13 protein-coding genes are annotated in these 14,807 nt (G+C 68.4%); 3 read left to right on the forward strand and 10 right to left on the reverse strand.

From position 1 onward, the window contains the following. Nucleotides 1–157 precede the first annotated feature (157 nt). Nucleotides 158–3,019, forward strand: a complete 2,862-nt coding sequence (locus ACUCV3_RS21115; RefSeq protein WP_482241125.1) for a TonB-dependent receptor plug domain-containing protein — start codon at nucleotides 158–160, stop codon at nucleotides 3,017–3,019. 171 nt (nucleotides 3,020–3,190) lie between these two features. Continuing rightward, nucleotides 3,191–5,461 carry a sulfatase-like hydrolase/transferase gene (locus tag ACUCV3_RS21120; protein WP_482241119.1) on the forward strand — a complete coding sequence of 757 codons (2,271 nt, stop codon included), beginning with the start codon at nucleotides 3,191–3,193 and terminating at the stop codon, nucleotides 5,459–5,461. A 60-nt stretch (nucleotides 5,462–5,521) separates the two neighbouring features. Here ACUCV3_RS21120 and ACUCV3_RS21125 read toward each other — a convergent pair whose 3' ends face one another. From ACUCV3_RS21125 to cbiE, 6 genes are all read right to left on the reverse strand, one after another. Next, nucleotides 5,522–6,223 (reverse strand): TetR/AcrR family transcriptional regulator, encoded by a 702-nt coding sequence (locus ACUCV3_RS21125; protein WP_279728884.1) that lies wholly within the window; start codon nucleotides 6,221–6,223, stop codon nucleotides 5,522–5,524. A gap of 130 nt (nucleotides 6,224–6,353) precedes the next feature. Further along, nucleotides 6,354–7,106 carry a precorrin-6A synthase (deacetylating) gene (gene cobF, locus ACUCV3_RS21130; protein WP_279728889.1) on the reverse strand — a complete coding sequence of 251 codons (753 nt, stop codon included), beginning with the start codon at nucleotides 7,104–7,106 and terminating at the stop codon, nucleotides 6,354–6,356. Further along, on the reverse strand, nucleotides 7,106–8,410 hold the full coding sequence (locus ACUCV3_RS21135; RefSeq protein WP_279728882.1) for a cobyrinic acid a,c-diamide synthase CobB: 1,305 nt from the start codon (nucleotides 8,408–8,410) through the stop codon (nucleotides 7,106–7,108). Before ACUCV3_RS21135 ends, cobF begins: the two co-directional genes overlap by 1 nt. Beyond that, a complete protein-coding gene (gene cobM, locus ACUCV3_RS21140) occupies nucleotides 8,407–9,192 on the reverse strand; it encodes a precorrin-4 C(11)-methyltransferase (RefSeq protein WP_279728881.1) in 786 nt (261 codons plus the stop codon). The genes ACUCV3_RS21135 and cobM overlap by 4 nt, the downstream gene beginning before the upstream one ends. Further along, the gene (locus tag ACUCV3_RS21145; protein WP_279728880.1) at nucleotides 9,189–9,551 is read right to left on the reverse strand and encodes a cobalamin biosynthesis protein; all 363 of its coding nucleotides are present in this window, start codon (nucleotides 9,549–9,551) and stop codon (nucleotides 9,189–9,191) included. The genes cobM and ACUCV3_RS21145 overlap by 4 nt, the downstream gene beginning before the upstream one ends. Continuing rightward, a complete protein-coding gene (gene cbiE / locus ACUCV3_RS21150; RefSeq protein ID WP_482241120.1) occupies nucleotides 9,548–10,756 on the reverse strand; it encodes a precorrin-6y C5,15-methyltransferase (decarboxylating) subunit CbiE in 1,209 nt (402 codons plus the stop codon). Before cbiE ends, ACUCV3_RS21145 begins: the two co-directional genes overlap by 4 nt. Between cbiE and ACUCV3_RS21155 the strand changes: the two genes are divergently transcribed. Further along, nucleotides 10,755–11,519, forward strand: coding sequence for a cobalt-precorrin-6A reductase (locus ACUCV3_RS21155; protein ID WP_279728888.1), 765 nt, complete (start codon nucleotides 10,755–10,757; stop codon nucleotides 11,517–11,519). The two genes, cbiE and ACUCV3_RS21155, sit on opposite strands and share 2 nt — an antisense overlap. On the opposite strand, the gene cobJ is transcribed toward ACUCV3_RS21155, so the two are convergent. The 4 genes from cobJ to ACUCV3_RS21175 are packed head-to-tail and all read right to left on the reverse strand — an operon-like array spanning nucleotide 11,480 to nucleotide 14,659. Next, nucleotides 11,480–12,262 (reverse strand): precorrin-3B C(17)-methyltransferase, encoded by a 783-nt coding sequence (gene cobJ / locus ACUCV3_RS21160; RefSeq protein WP_482241121.1) that lies wholly within the window; start codon nucleotides 12,260–12,262, stop codon nucleotides 11,480–11,482. The two genes, ACUCV3_RS21155 and cobJ, sit on opposite strands and share 40 nt — an antisense overlap. Further along, the gene (gene cobI / locus ACUCV3_RS21165; RefSeq protein WP_279728877.1) at nucleotides 12,259–12,981 is read right to left on the reverse strand and encodes a precorrin-2 C(20)-methyltransferase; all 723 of its coding nucleotides are present in this window, start codon (nucleotides 12,979–12,981) and stop codon (nucleotides 12,259–12,261) included. Before cobI ends, cobJ begins: the two co-directional genes overlap by 4 nt. Further along, a complete protein-coding gene (locus ACUCV3_RS21170) occupies nucleotides 12,978–13,607 on the reverse strand; it encodes a precorrin-8X methylmutase (RefSeq protein ID WP_279728876.1) in 630 nt (209 codons plus the stop codon). Before ACUCV3_RS21170 ends, cobI begins: the two co-directional genes overlap by 4 nt. Then, the gene (locus ACUCV3_RS21175) at nucleotides 13,607–14,659 is read right to left on the reverse strand and encodes a cobalamin biosynthesis protein CobG (protein ID WP_482241126.1); all 1,053 of its coding nucleotides are present in this window, start codon (nucleotides 14,657–14,659) and stop codon (nucleotides 13,607–13,609) included. The genes ACUCV3_RS21170 and ACUCV3_RS21175 overlap by 1 nt, the downstream gene beginning before the upstream one ends. Nucleotides 14,660–14,807 lie beyond the last annotated feature (148 nt).

The raw sequence follows: 14,807 nt of genomic DNA on the forward strand, positions 1-14,807 counted from the left end.
GAAAATATGACCCTCAACGCATATTTGCGTTGACTTCAATCAACTGCGTTAATATCAAAATTGCACTATCGGATAAAAATAAACCGAGAGGATGGGGAGAAGTGCAATGCGAGGACGAGCGTCTTCATTATTCCTGACGGGTACCGCCCTGTTCACGATGGCCAGCGCGGCCGCCGCCCAGGAGGCCACGCCGCCGGCGGACGCCCAGAGCGGACAGGCATCAGCCCAGGATATCGTCGTCACCGGAACCCGCATCGTGCGCGATGGCTATACCGCGCCGACGCCGGTGACCGTCGCATCGACCGAAGAGCTGGTGAAGGCGACCCCATCCAACATTCCCGACGCGCTCAACAAGCTGCCACAGTTCCAGAACTCGTCCAGCCCGTCGCGCAGCTCGATGAATTTCGCCAATACCGCGGCGCACGGCAATGTGCTGAACCTGCGTGGCGTCGGGCCGTTGCGCACGCTGATCCTGTTCGATGGCCAGCGGGTGGCGCCGACCACCTATCTCGGCACGGTCGACGTCAACGTCATCCCCAACCTGCTGATCCAGCGGGTGGACGTGGTGACCGGCGGCGCTTCGGCGGCCTATGGCTCCGACGCGGTCTCGGGCGTGGTGAACTTCGTGCTCGACAAGAAATTTACCGGCCTGACCGGCGTCGCCCAGGGCTCGACGTCGCAGCGCGGCGATAATCAGGGCTATCGCTTCGGCATCGCCGGCGGCTTCGACTTTGGTGGCGATCGCGGCCACCTGTTGCTGAGCGCCGAGACATTCCGAAATGACGGCATGCTGCGCAGCGACCGCAAACTGGGACGCGGCGCCTATAGCTATGTCGGCAGCACGGTCGGCTGCACCAATCCCAATGCTGCGGCCGATCCCACCGCCTGCTCGCCGGGCGGCTCGCTCAATCCCTATATGATCGCCTCCGGCGTGACGCTGAGCGCTGCATCGGAATATGGCAAGATAACGTCGGGGCCGTTCACCAATTACCGGTTCGACGCCAATGGCGCGCTGGTGCCGTTCAGCAACGGCACGGCAACCGGATCGCCGGGCTATTTTGTCGGGGGAGACGGTTATGCGATCTCGCCCGATACCCAGGCGGTCGCCCCGCTGCACACCTATCAGGCCTTTGGCCGGGCGAGCTGGGACTTCACGCCGGACGTGACCGGCTATGTCCAGGGCAGCTTCTCGCGCAGCGACCTGTCCTACACCTCGCTCGCCAACAGCCTGGTGCCGCCAACGGCCGCCACGCTCTACAGCGGCAATCCCTATCTGCCGGCCGAACTTCAGGCCGCCTTCACCCCGACCAGCCAGTCGATCACGCTCGCCCGCTATGGCGCCAATTCACCCCGGCCCCACACGACGGAACGCACCGATTACTGGATGGTCAATGCCGGGTTCGAAGGGACGCTGGCGGACAAATGGAAATGGAATGTCGCCTTCAACCATGGCGACTCCAATTTCTCGGTCGCACAGGAAGGCGTCTGGGATTGGCAGCATTTCTATGCCGCGACCGATGCCGTGCGCAATGGCAGCGGCCAGACCGTCTGCCGGGCCAGCCTGAGCGCCGATCCGACGATCGCGGCCCGCTACGCCAACTGCCAGCCTTTCAATCTGCTGGCCACCGGCGACGCCTATGCCAGTCAGCCTGGCTATGACTATGTCGTGGGTACGTCGCGGTACCGCGCCCGCATCTGGCAGAACGCCATCTCGGCCAGCATCCAGGGCGCCCTGTTCGACCTGCCCGCCGGTCCGGTCGACGTCGCGCTGGGTGCGGAATATCGCCGCCAGAGCCTGCGCCTGACCAGCAATGCCAACCCCGCCGATCTCGACACGACGGCGGAACGCAGCGCCTATTTCGCCGGCCTGCGCGGCGTGCCTTCGTCGGTTTATCATTATTGGCTGACCAATGTCGGCGAGGCGTCGGGCGACCTGAGCGTCAAGGAAGTGTTCGGCGAATTGGCGGTGCCGCTGCTCAAGGACCAGCCCTTTGCACAGGAACTGAGCCTGAACGCGGCCGGCCGCTACACCGATTACAGCACGTCGGGATCGGTCAAGACCTGGAAGCTCGGCGCCACCTGGAAGCCGATCAGCGACCTGCTGCTGCGCGGGTCGGTCTCGCGCGATATCCGCGCGCCCAATCTGTTCGAGCTGTTTGCCGGCGATCAGAGCGCGATCAGCCTGCTGGTCGATCCGGTCAGCGGCATCACCGCCAATGTGCCGCAGGTGACGGGCGGCAACCCCGATCTGAAACCGGAAAAGGCCGATACGCTGACCTTTGGCGCAGTCATCACGCCTTCCCTCCTGCCGGGGCTCAGCCTGTCGGTCGATTATTACCGGATCAAGATCAAGGATGCGATCGGCACGTTGAGCCTGACCCAGATCGTCAACAATTGCAGCCAGAGCGGCGGCACCGCGCCCGAATGTGCGCTCGTCACCCGCGACACGCCGACATCCTTCCCCAGCCAGATCCGGGTGGCGCCCGCCAATATCGCCTATCTGGAAACCAGCGGCATCGATTTCGACGCGTCCTACCGGACCGAACTGGCGGGCGGCAATCTGGGCCTGCGCCTCTATGCCAGCTATCTCGACACCTATCAGACCCAGCAGTCGTCGACCGCGCCCGTGCTGGAATATGCCGGGATCAGCACGATCAGCAGCACACCGGAAGGCCGCCCGCGCTGGCGTGGCACGCTCAGCGTCAATTACGAGATTGGCCGGGTCGGCGTCTTCCTCAACCAGCAGCTGATCGGCAAGGTGAAGCTGGGCATCCCCGGCGGGCTGGGAAACGGCCTTGGCCAGACGATCGGCGCGGTCGGCTATACCGACATGACGCTCAGCTACCGCTTGCCCGTGGCCAACGGTCACGTCGAATTCTTCGGCACCGTCAACAATCTGTTCGACAAGGATCCGCCGTTGATCCCCGGCACCATTCCAGGCGTCAACATCGCCACCAATTTCGCGCTTTACGACACGGTAGGCCGCGCCTTCACGGGCGGCATCCGCTTCAAGTTCTGAAAGCCGGACGGCGGCCTGGTGCCGCCGTATCTCTCTCCCTGGGCGCCGGCTGCCAATGCAACCGGCGTCTCTTTTTTGTCCAAGGAGGTCGCCTTGCCCCATGCTTCGCCCCGTCCCTTCCATCGCCCGTCCAGCAGGGTCTTGAGCGCGGCATCCTCCCTGGCGCTGCTCATGGCGCTCTCAGCGCCTGCCGTCGCCCAGACCTCCGATGCTTCGGCCGCGAAAATCTATGGCCGCACGCCAGCGGAATCCTCGCCACCCAGCTGGCCTCAGCCAGTCCGCGCCGCCAAGGGGGCTCCCAATATTCTGATCGTCATGACCGATGATGTCGGCTTTGGCGCCAGCAGCACCTTTGGCGGCCCGATCCCGACGCCGACCTTCGACGCGCTCGCGCAGGCCGGCCTGCGTTATAACCAGTTCAACACCACCGCCATCTGTTCGCCGACCCGCGCCTCGCTGCTGACCGGGCGCGATCCGCAGGCGGTCGGCATGGGCTATGTCGCCAACTGGGCGAGCGGCTATGACGGCTATAACAGCGTGATCCCCAAAAGCGCCGGCACCATGGCCCAGATCCTGAAGGAAAATGGCTATAATACGGCGATGATCGGCAAGGGGCATGTCACCCCGGAATGGGAAATGAGCCGCGCCGGACCGTTCGATCGCTGGCCCACGGGCCTGGGCTTCGAATATTTCTACGGCTTCCTGGGGGCCGACAGCAGCATGGCCGAACCCAATCTGGTCGAAAATACCGCGCAAGTGCAGGCACCAGCCGATCCCACCTATCATCTGGAACATGACCTGGCCGATCACGCGATCCGCTGGATCGACGAGCAGCATGCGGCCGCCCCGGACAAGCCCTTTCTCCTCTATTATGCGACCGGCACCGCCCATGCCCCCAACCAGCCGCCCGCCGACTGGATGGCACGCTTTCGTGGCAAATTCGATGCCGGCTGGGACGCGATGCGGGCGGAAACGGTCGCCCGGCAGAAGCGGCTGGGCGTGATCCCGCAGGGGACGGACGATGCCCCCCGGCCCGACACATTGCCGCGCTGGGACAGCCTGACCGCCGATCAGAAGCGCCTCTATGCCCGCTATATGGAGGCTTATGCCGCGTCGCTCGCCTATGCCGACGCGCAGATCGGCCGCGTCATCCAGCGGCTGCGCGACAATGGCGAGATCGACAACACGCTGATCATCTATATCCAGGGCGACAATGGCGCGAGCGCGGAAGGCAGTTTCGACGGCAAGCTGTTCGAGCAGTCGGCGCTGAGCGGGGTGAAGGAAAATCCCGATTATGCCCTTGCCCATATCGACGATATCGGCACGCGACATGCCTATAATCTGATCCCCGGCGGATGGGGCTGGGCGCTCAACGCTCCCTTCCCCTGGGCCAAGCGCTATGGCTCTCATTTCGGCGGCACGCGCAACGGCATGGTCATGTCCTGGCCGCGCCATATCCAGGATCCGGGCGGGCTGCGCAGCCAGTTCCACCATGTCAGCGACATCATGCCGACCGTGCTGGAGGCCGCCGGGGTGAAGGCGCCCGAGATACTGGACGGCGTACCGCAAAAGCCGATCACCGGAATCAGCATGGGTTACAGCTTCGCCGCGAAGGACGCCCCCTCGCACCGCACGACCCAGGTGTTCGCGATGGCGCAGAATCTGAGCGTCTACAAGGATGGCTGGGTGGCCGCGACCGCGCCGATGGTGACGCCGTGGGAACGCACGCCGCCGCCGCCCGTGCCGATCGACCAGCGCGTCTGGCAGCTATATGATACCCGTTCGGACTTCAGCGAAGCGCATGACCTGGCCGCAGCCAATCCGCAAAAACTTGCAGCGCTCAAGGATCTGTTCTGGGCTGAAGCGGCGACCGCTGGCATCCTGCCGATTCATGGCAGCGAAGGCGGGCAGAAGGGGCGCCCCGACCATAATGCCGGGCGCGCCCACTTCACCTATCATGGCCCGGTCGGTCCCATTCCGGAAAGCGCAGCGCCGGGCCTGGTCGGCCATTCCTTCACCATCAGCGCGCAGGTCAGCGTGCCGGCCGATGGCGGCCGGGGCGTCATCGCCGTGCATGGCGGCCGCTTCGGCGGCTACAGCCTGTTCCTGGACAAGGGGCGGCCCAGCTTCACCTATAATCTGACCCCGGCCCATATGAGCCGGATTGCCGGCACCGCGCCCCTGACGGCGGGGCGGCACGATATCGGCCTGCGCTTTGTCATGGACCGGGAAGCGCCGACCAGCGGCGCCACCGCCACGCTGCTGGTGGATGGAAAAGAGGTCGCGCGCGGCCGGATCGACCGCACCTTCGCGCTCGTCGTGTCGCATACCGAGGATTTCGAGGTCGGCCAGGACAGTATCAGCCCGGTCGATCCTGCCTATGATGTGGTCAGCAGCCACTTCACCGGGACGATTGAGCAGGTGGATATCAGCCTGCCCTAGGGGCCCTTTGCTTTCCGCATTTTGCGAGCCGTCAGCTGTGCCAGCTGACTTCAAAATGCTCTAGCAATAGCGCGCCAGCCAGGCCTCCACCGACACCGGCAGGTCCGGTTCCCCCGGCGGGGCCAGCAGGCTGGCGCGCGCGCTCATCATCACGTCGCGGACATGCGCCTCCAGCGGCACGGTGCGATCCTCGGGCGGCATATGGTCCCAGCGGACCAGCAGGCTCTGCAGCATCATGTTGCACAGCAGGATGCGGTTGCGCGCGACGTCGGGATGCACCCCCTCCATCAGCGCGCGCAGATGACCGATAACCCGGAACAGGTTCTGCGCCCTGTCTTCGACCGCCGCGAACAGGCTGGAGGTCAGCGACCAATATTGGGTCGCGAAATGCAGCAGGAAATGGGCATAGGGATGGGATCCGGCCTCATCCTTCAGGTCGAGCTGCGGCAACAGCAATATGCCCAGCAATGCCATCGGATCGCGCAGATGGCCACTCGCTTGCGCCTGCGCCAGCATCCGTCCGCGCACCGGATCCATCTGCTCCACACGGGCGCCGAAGACGGCGGCGAGCAGCCCATCCTTCGACCCGAAATAATAGGTGACGGCATTGGTGTCGCCACAGCGGGCGGCCGTGGCAATCTCGCGCATCGACACGGCATCGATGCCGCGCGCCGCGAACAATGTTTCGGCGGCACGGACGAGCCGCACCATCGGCGGCTCTGCATGGCGCACCCGCTTCCTGGCGGCGCTCAACTCTGGCAAGGCAATCCTCTCCCGGCAACTCCAGGTCAAATTATTGCCGGATGGCGCTGGAAACCAGCCCCTTTCGACAAGCGGGGAGCGCGGAATTTACCGCACCGGCCCGCTTTCGCGCATCGAGCCGCCGCCAGGATCATGCCCCCCTGCGCATCAGATAGATGTCCATGATCCAGCCATGCCGGGCCCGTTCCTGCGCGCGGAGCCCCGCGATCCTGTCCCGCACGACCGCCAGCGGCCCTTCGATCAGGAGTTGATGCTCCATGCCGAGATAGGCCCCCCACCAGATATGGATGCCGGCGGGATCGAGCGCGTCGAAGGCACAGCCCTGATCCAGCATCACGGCGACGCTGTCGCCGTCAGCCGGCCAACCATCGTCGCGCAGCCGGCGCCCGGTGGTGATGACCACCGGCGCGCCGAGCCGGTTGAGCGGGATGGCGTGGGCGGCGGTCAGCGCCTGCAGGCTGGTGATGCCCGGCACGACGCTTACCCGGATCGCCAGCCCCCTCTCCGCCAGCCGGTCGGCGATCCGCAGGCTGCTGTCATAGAGGGAGGGGTCGCCCCAGACCAGCAGGGCAAGGCGGCCGCCATCGGGCAGGTGGCGCGCGATCTGCCCGGCCCAGGCCTGCGTGATGGCATCGTGCCAGTCCTGGACGCCGCCCATATAGTCGCCGCGCGCATCGCGCACGGGCAGGTCGAACTCCACCACGCACACCGCCCGCGTCAGCACGGCCGCGCAGATGGTGCGGCGCAGGTCGACAAGGTCGGACTTGGCACTGCCCTTGCGCGGCAGCAGGATGAGGTCGGCGCCGTTCATTGCCCGCACCGCCTGGGCCGTCAGATGATCGGGGTTGCCGGTGCCGATGCCGATCAGGTGCAGGTCGATCATCATGCGCTCGCGATCATGTGGAAGAAGGAACCGCTGGCCCAGCCGCGCCGCGTGCCGGTCTCCGCGACCGCAGCACCATCGGCATCGGTCACCCGCATCAGGGACGCGTCATCTTGGCCCACGATGGTCGAATAATGGAACTCATGGCCGCGCAGCATGGTGCCGGCGCGCAGCCCCGCGACAGGCGCCAGCAGCTCCGCCCGCCGATAGCCCAGATGCAGCCGGCGATCCGCATGGCTGGTGACAAGGCCGAGCAGCCCGGCCATGCGATGGGCGGTGCCGTCCCGGTCGATCAGCGCATCCCCCAGAACCATATAGCCGCCGCATTCGCCATGGACCGGCCGATCCTCGGCATGGCGGCGCAGGCCCGTCAGGAAGTGCTGCGCGCCGGCGATGGTCCCGGCGTGCAGTTCGGGATAGCCGCCGGGCAGCCAGATCAGATCGGCATCGTCGGCTGGCGCCTCATCGGCCAGCGGGGAGAAGGGCATGATCTGCGCCCCGGCCTGTCGCCAGCCTTCGAGGAGATGCGGGTAGAGGAAGGAGAAAGCCACGTCCTGCGCCACGGCGATCCGTTGCGCCGGGGGATCGGGCAGGCGCCCGCCGGCCCTGACGCCGTGCGCCCGTGCGGCGTCCCGAACCGCGGCGAGATCGACCCGCTCCCGCATGAGTGCGCCATGGCGCTCCAGCGCCTGATCAAGCCCCTGCTGCTCGCCGGCCTGCACCAGCCCCAGATGCCGCTCGGGCAGGCTGAGGTCCGCGTGCCGGGGCAAGGCGCCGAACACCGCAATGCCCGCCGCCGCCAGTCCCGCGCGCGCCAGTCGCTCATGGCGCGGGCTCGCTACGCGATTGAGGATGACACCCGCAATCGTCACATCGGGATCGAAACGGGCAAAGCCGAGCGCCGTCGCCGCACAGGATTGCGCCTGTCCGGATATGTCGAGCACCAGCAGCACCGGCCAGCCCATGCGGCGCGCCACGTCGGCGGCGGTGCCATGGCCAGTGGCGCCCCGACCCGCCACCCCGTCGAACAGTCCCATCGCCCCTTCGGCCACGATCATGTCGGCATCGCCGGCCTCAGCCGCCACCCGGTCCAGCAGCGCGCCGTCCATCGCCCAGCTATCCAGGTTGAAGGACGGCCGGCCACAGGCAACGCGATGGAAGGCCGGATCGATATAGTCCGGCCCGCATTTGAACGGCTGCACCGTCACGCCCGCGTCGCGCAGCGCGCGGAGCAGGCCGAGCGTGACGGTCGTCTTGCCGGTGCCCGATGCGGGCGCCGAAACGAGCAGGCCCGGCACCGTCACTCGGACGACCCGGCGTAGCGCGATCCGGCATGCCGGGGCCGGAAACGCCGGTCATAGCCCTGCGCGTAGAGGCTGCTTTCGGCAAAATCCGCGGCGTCCAGCGCCGGGCCGACCAGGATGATGGCGGTGCGCTCCATGCTGCCCGCGACCGCCGCCTCGATCGACGAGAGGGTCGCCCGCACGATCCGCTGGTCGGGCCAGCTTGCCCGCCACACGACCGCGACCGGGCAGGATTGCCCATAGGCCGGCATGAGATCGGCCACCACCTGCGCCAGATTGTGGATCGACAGATGGATGGCCAGGGTCGCGCCCGTCACCGCGAAATTGGTCAGGCTCTCGGCCGTGGGCATGGTGCTGGCCCGCCCCGGCGTGCGCGTCAGGACGAGCGACTGGGCCAGTTCAGGCAGCGTCAGCTCCACCTCCAGCGCCGCGGCCGCCGCAGCGAAGGCGGGCACGCCGGGGGTCACGGTGAAGGGGATGTCCAGCGCCCGGAGGCGGCGGATCTGCTCGCCCATGGCCGACCAGACCGACAGGTCGCCGGAATGGAGCCGCGCCACATCCTGCCCGGCGGCGTGGGCGGCGGCGATCTCCGCCATGATGGCGTCCAGGTCCATGGGCGCGGTATTGACGATGCGCGCGCCGGGCGGGCAATGACCCAGCACCTCCGCCGGGACCAGCGACCCGGCATAGAGGCATATCGGGCTGGCCGCGATCAGATCGCGGCCGCGCAGGGTCAGAAGGTCGGGCGCGCCAGGGCCGGCGCCGATGAAATGGACGGTCATGATGATGCTCCTTGAGCGATGGCGCAGGTCGCCATGCGATCGGGGGAAAGGCTGCGGGCGGCGCGCAGGCGGGCGCCTTGCCCCGCGCCGGCCAGGGCACAGGCCTCGGCGACGCTGCCGGTGCCGCGCGCGGCCAGCGAGACCGGCGACCGGGTGATGGTGGGCAGGGAGGCTAGGCGATCCGCCGCAATCGGGATGAGCGGCAGGGCCAGTTGCGCGGCGAGTTCCGCCAGTGCCGGCGCCTTGTCCGCCAGCGTGGCGAGATGGGTGACATCCCGCCCGCCGCCGGCCGACACCAGCGCCGCCCGCAGGGACTCGGTGGTCGCGCCGGCACGGAAACCGAAGCCCGCGACGATCATAGCGTGACGCTCCACTGCACCACCGGATAGCGCGACCGCCAGCCATGGCGATTGCCGAGCGGCGCGGCGTCGGCCAGTTCGATGCGCAGCAGGCTGCCGCCCCGCCGCCCGTGCCAGAGCGCCAGAAGCGCCTCCGACTCCAATGTCACGGCATTGGCCACCAGCCTTGTGCCGGGTGGCAGCAGCGCCTCCAGCCGTTCCAGCAGCGCCTGCGACAGACCGCCACCGATGAAGACCGCCTGCGGCATCGGGCCATCGGGCAACATGTCCGGCGCGCGACCGATCATCAGCTCCAGCCGATCCACGCCCAGCGCACGGGCATTGGCGCGGGCGCGATCCGCACGGGCCGGATCGGCCTCCACCGCGCAGGCGCGATTGGTCGGATGGGCCAGCAGCCATTCGATCGCGATCGACCCCGACCCGGCGCCGATGTCCCACAGATATTCCCCCGGCCGGGGCGCCAGCGCCGACAGGGTCAGGGCGCGCACCGGCGCCTTGGTGATCTGTCCGTCATGGTCGAACAGCGCGTCGGGACGACCGCTGGCGACGGTCAGGACGGGGCCGTCACCGGCGACCTCCAGCCCGACCGCCACGGGATGAACGATGTCGGCCGGTATCGTCGCCCCCGCCTCGATCGACCGGATCCGTTCGCGCGGGCCGCCGAGGCTTTCCAGCCCATGCAGGCGCGACGCGCCAAATCCCCTGGCCGACAACCAGGCGCCAAGCCCCGCCACCGCCGCCCCGTCGCGCAGCAGCACCAGCGCCCGCGCGCCCGGCGCGAGGTGCGGACGCAACCGATCCAGCGGCGCGGCATGCAGGCCGAGGCACGCGACATCCTGTATCGCCCAGCCCAGCCGCGCCGCCGCCAGCCCGAAGGTGGAGGGCGCGGGATGCGCGCACCATTCATGGACGGCCAGATGGCGCGCGATGCTGCTGCCCGAGCCGAACCAGAAGGGGTCGCCCGACGCCAGCATCACCACCGGCCGCCCACGATGCGCCAGCAGCCGCGCGATCCCGTCCGCGAAGGGCACTGGCCATTCGACCATCGGCGCGCTAATCCCACCCAGCAGCGCGAGGTGCCGGGCCGGCCCCATGACCAGGTCCGCCGCCGCCAGTGCCGCGTGGCTTGCCGCAGATAGGCCGTCCATCCCGTCCTCGCCGATGCCGACGATCGTCAACCAGGGGGGAGAATTGATGTCATCCATGCCCAATATCCTGCTGCTGGGCGGCACGACGGAGGCAAGCGCGCTGGCGGCCTTGCTGGCAGCGCGCGGCATGCGCGCGACCTTCAGCTATGCCGGACGCACGGCCAGCCCGCGGGCACAACCCCTGCCCGTGCGGATCGGCGGTTTTGGCGGGGTGGCGGGACTGGTCGCGCATCTGCGCGCGGAAGGCATCACCCATCTGGTCGACGCCACCCATCCCTTTGCCGCGACGATGAGCGCCCATGCGGTGGCGGCTGCGCATGGGGCGGGGATCGCCCATGCCGCACTGACCCGTGCGCCCTGGACGCCGGTCGCCGGCGATCGCTGGACCACGGTGCCGGACATGGCAGCGGCTGTGGCCGCGCTCGACGGCCCGCCTCAGCGGATCATGCTGGCCCTGGGGCGCATGCATGTGGAGGACTTCGCCGCCCAGCCCCAGCATCATTATCTGCTGCGCTTCGTGGATGCGCCGGACGCGGTGCCCCCCCTGCCCGATCATGCCCTGATCGTGGATCGCGGCCCGTTCACGGTGGCGGACGACACAAGCCTGCTGCGCGATCATCGCATCGACCTGATCGTCGCCAAAAATGCCGGTGGCACGGGCGCAGCCGCCAAGCTGGACGCCGCGCGCGCGCTGGGCCTGCGCGTGCTGATGATCGACCGGCCCGCGCTGCCCGATCGGTGGGAGTTCCACCGGCCCGAGGATGTGCTCGACTGGATCGCTCATCCCGCCGCCTCGTCGGGGATGCCGCGCGGCGTGTAGAGGATCGGCCCGCGCGGCCGCTCGATGATGCGGGTCCGGCTCGACCCGACGATCACCATGGTGCGCATGTCCGCCATGTCCGCCCGCGCCTGCCCCAGCGGCACGATATGCAGTGTCTCCTGCGCGGTGGTCACGGCGCGGGCGAAGAGGATCGGGCGTGCATCGCCACAAAGTTCCCGCAACAGCGCCAGCGTGCGCACGAACCTTTCCGGCCGGGACGCCGAGCGAGGATTGTAGAAGGCCATGGCGAAATCCGCCTCCGCCGCCAGCCTCAGCCGCTTTTCGATCAGGGACCAGGGCTTGAGATTGTCCGACAGGTTGATCGCACAGAAATCATGGCCGAGCGGCGCGCCCGCACGCGCCGCGGCGGCCAGCATCGCGGTGATGCCGGGCAGCACGCGAATGTCGATGTCGCGCCAGGGAGCGGGGCCGGCCTCCAGCGCCTCGAACAGGGCGGACGCCATGGCAAAGACGCCCGGATCGCCCGAGGAGACGACGACGACCCGACGCCCCTGCGCCGCCAGCTCCAGCGCATGGGCCGCCCGGTCCAGTTCCACCCGATTGTCCGAAGGATGCAACGCCAGCCCCGCACGCGGCGCGACCCGCGCGACATAGGGGATATAGCCCACCACGTCGGTCGCGGCAGCCAGCGCGGCGTCGACCTCCGGCGTCACCAGCGCTTCGTCCCCCGGCCCGAGCCCCGCGATCGCGATCCAGCCGCCCTCTCCCTCCGCAAGACTCATGGCCGGCGCCCCTGGCCGTGGATCAGCAGGATCGAGAAATAGGGCGTCACTCTGTCGACATCGGCCAGCCGGGTCACGCGCTGTTCCGGCATGGCGGCATGTTCGACCAGCCATGCTTCATCGCTGCGCCCGGCCGCCGCCACGGCACGGCGCAGCTTGGCGAGGTGTCGGCCGATCTTCATCACTACCAGCGCGTCGGTATCGCGGATGCGGCGGACCAGCTCCTCTTCCGGCAGGGTCGCCATCGCGACGGTCAGCACATCGTCACCCCAGGTGATCGGCAGGCCGGTCGCATTCCAGGCGCCCGACATGCCCATGATTCCGGGGACCACCTCGACCGGGACCAGCCCCGACAACCGACTGTGCAGATGCATGAAGGAGCCGTAGAAAAAGGGGTCGCCCTCGCACAAGACGACCACATCCTCGCCCGCCTCCGCAATCGCCAGCAGCCGGTCGGTGCAGTCGGCATAGAAGGCGGCAAGACAGTCATTGTAGCGCGAGTCGGTGACCGGAATTTCGGTCGTCACCGGATATTCCATCGCCAGTTCGATCGCATCGTCCCGCAGCATGCCCTGCGCGATGCGGCGCGCCTGGCCCGGTCGGCCGGCCTTGCGGAAATAGGCGACATGCCGTCCCCCCCGCACCAGCCGGTCGGCGCGCACGCTCAGCAAGTCCTGCGCGCCGGGGCCAAGGCCCACGCCATAGACGGTGCCGCTCATTCCGCGCGGCTCGCCAGCGCATTGATCGCCGCGACCGTGATCGCGCTGCCACCCAACCGCCCGTCGACGACGCAGCAGGGGACCGGCTGCGCCGCCCATAAAGCGGCCTTGGATTCCGCCGCGCCGACGAAGCCGACCGGACAACCGATGATCGCCGCCGGGCGCGGACAGGCCGGATCTTCCAGCATGTCGAGCAGGTGGAACAGCGCCGTGGGCGCATTGCCGATGGCAACCAGTGCCCCGTCAAGATGCGGCCGCCACAGTTCCAGCGCGGCGGCGGACCGGGTATTGCCCATCGCCCGCGCCATGTCCGGCACGGCGATCTCGTGCAAGGTGCAGAGCACGGCATTGTCGGCGGGCAGGCGCGCGCGCGTGACCCCTTCCGACACCATGCGCGCATCGCACAGCACCGGCGCCCCTGCGGCCAGGGCCTGCCGCGCTACCGCTGCAAAGCCCGGTGAAAAGCGGATATGGGCCGCAAGGTCCACCATGCCCGCAGCATGGATCATGCGCACGGCGACCGGCTCCTCCTCGGCAGCAAAGCGCCCGAGGTCGGCTTCGGCGCGGATGGTGGCGAAGGACTGGCGATAGATCGCCGCGCCGTCCCTCTCATAATCATGGGGCATCAACAGGCTCCGAAATGGGCAAGAAGGTCGGTGGCGGTGAGGTCAGGACGGACGGGCGCCGACCCTGCGCGGGCATGGAAGGCAAGGTCGTAGCGCCCGTCCCGCCCCGTCAGCACGATGTCGGCCGGCATCGAACAGGCACAGCCCTTGGCGCAGCCGGAGACATGAAGACGGCCCGTCACATGGGGCGCCAGTTGGCAGGCGAGGTCGCGGCTCTCCACGCTCGCCTGCGGGCAGGCAGGCGCGCCGGGGCAGGCCTCCACATGGATCAACGGGTCGGCAGCGTCGGCGGACAGGCCGGGCAGCTGTCCTTCGGCCAGCAGCATGCGCCACGGGGTCAGCCGCATGGCCGGCGCGTCGAGAAGATGCCGCGCGTCGATCCGGCCAAAGGGAAGACCATAGGCCATGCCGCCATCCCATGCGCCGGGCATCAGCCGAGCACGCGGCGACGCCGCCTCTGCCGTGCCCGTTGCCCAATCCGGCAGGGGCGCATCATGCCGGGCCATGCGCCCCACGCGCGCGCCGTCGCTCTCCACGAACCATCGGGCGAGCGCGAGCAGCGCATCCACTTCGCCGCCGCTGTCCACCGGCACGCCTTGTGCCCGCCCCTCCGCACGCAAGATCAGGCCGCCATCGCGCGCCCGTTCGATGCGAAAATCCCCCGCTTCGCTGGGCAGGAGCGGCGCGGCGCCGGCATCGATCACGAAGCCCATCTTGCCCGGCAAGTCCGGTAGTTCGTCCAGGCGATCGAGCAACTGACTGGCGATGCGATGGCTGTCGTCGCCTTCGCGCCAGTCCGGCGCGACCATCATCATGCGCGCGCCCTCGCGTCGGGCATCGCGGTCCACCAGGCCAAGGTCGAGCAGCCGGTCGAGCAAGGGGCGCCAGCTTTCGTCGCGCACGCCGCGGATCTGGAGGTTCGCGCGCCGGGTCATGTCGATCAGGCCGTTGCCATGGGCGATCGCCGCTTCGCCCAGCGCCGCCAGATCATCGGCCGAAAGACGGCCAAGGCGCGGCTTCACGCGCACGATCAGCCCGTCGCCCGCCGCCATCGGGCGCCAGGCATCGGGACACCAGCCCCGAACGGCCGGCCCGTGGGCCACAGCATGGTTCGCGGTCGCCCTATCACTGCCCGCGCCGGTCTGGCTCACAGGCAAATCCTCCGCGCGCCGGGACGCAACCAGGCGGGGCTTGCCGGCA

The organism is Sphingobium sp. VMM (genome assembly GCF_056790315.1).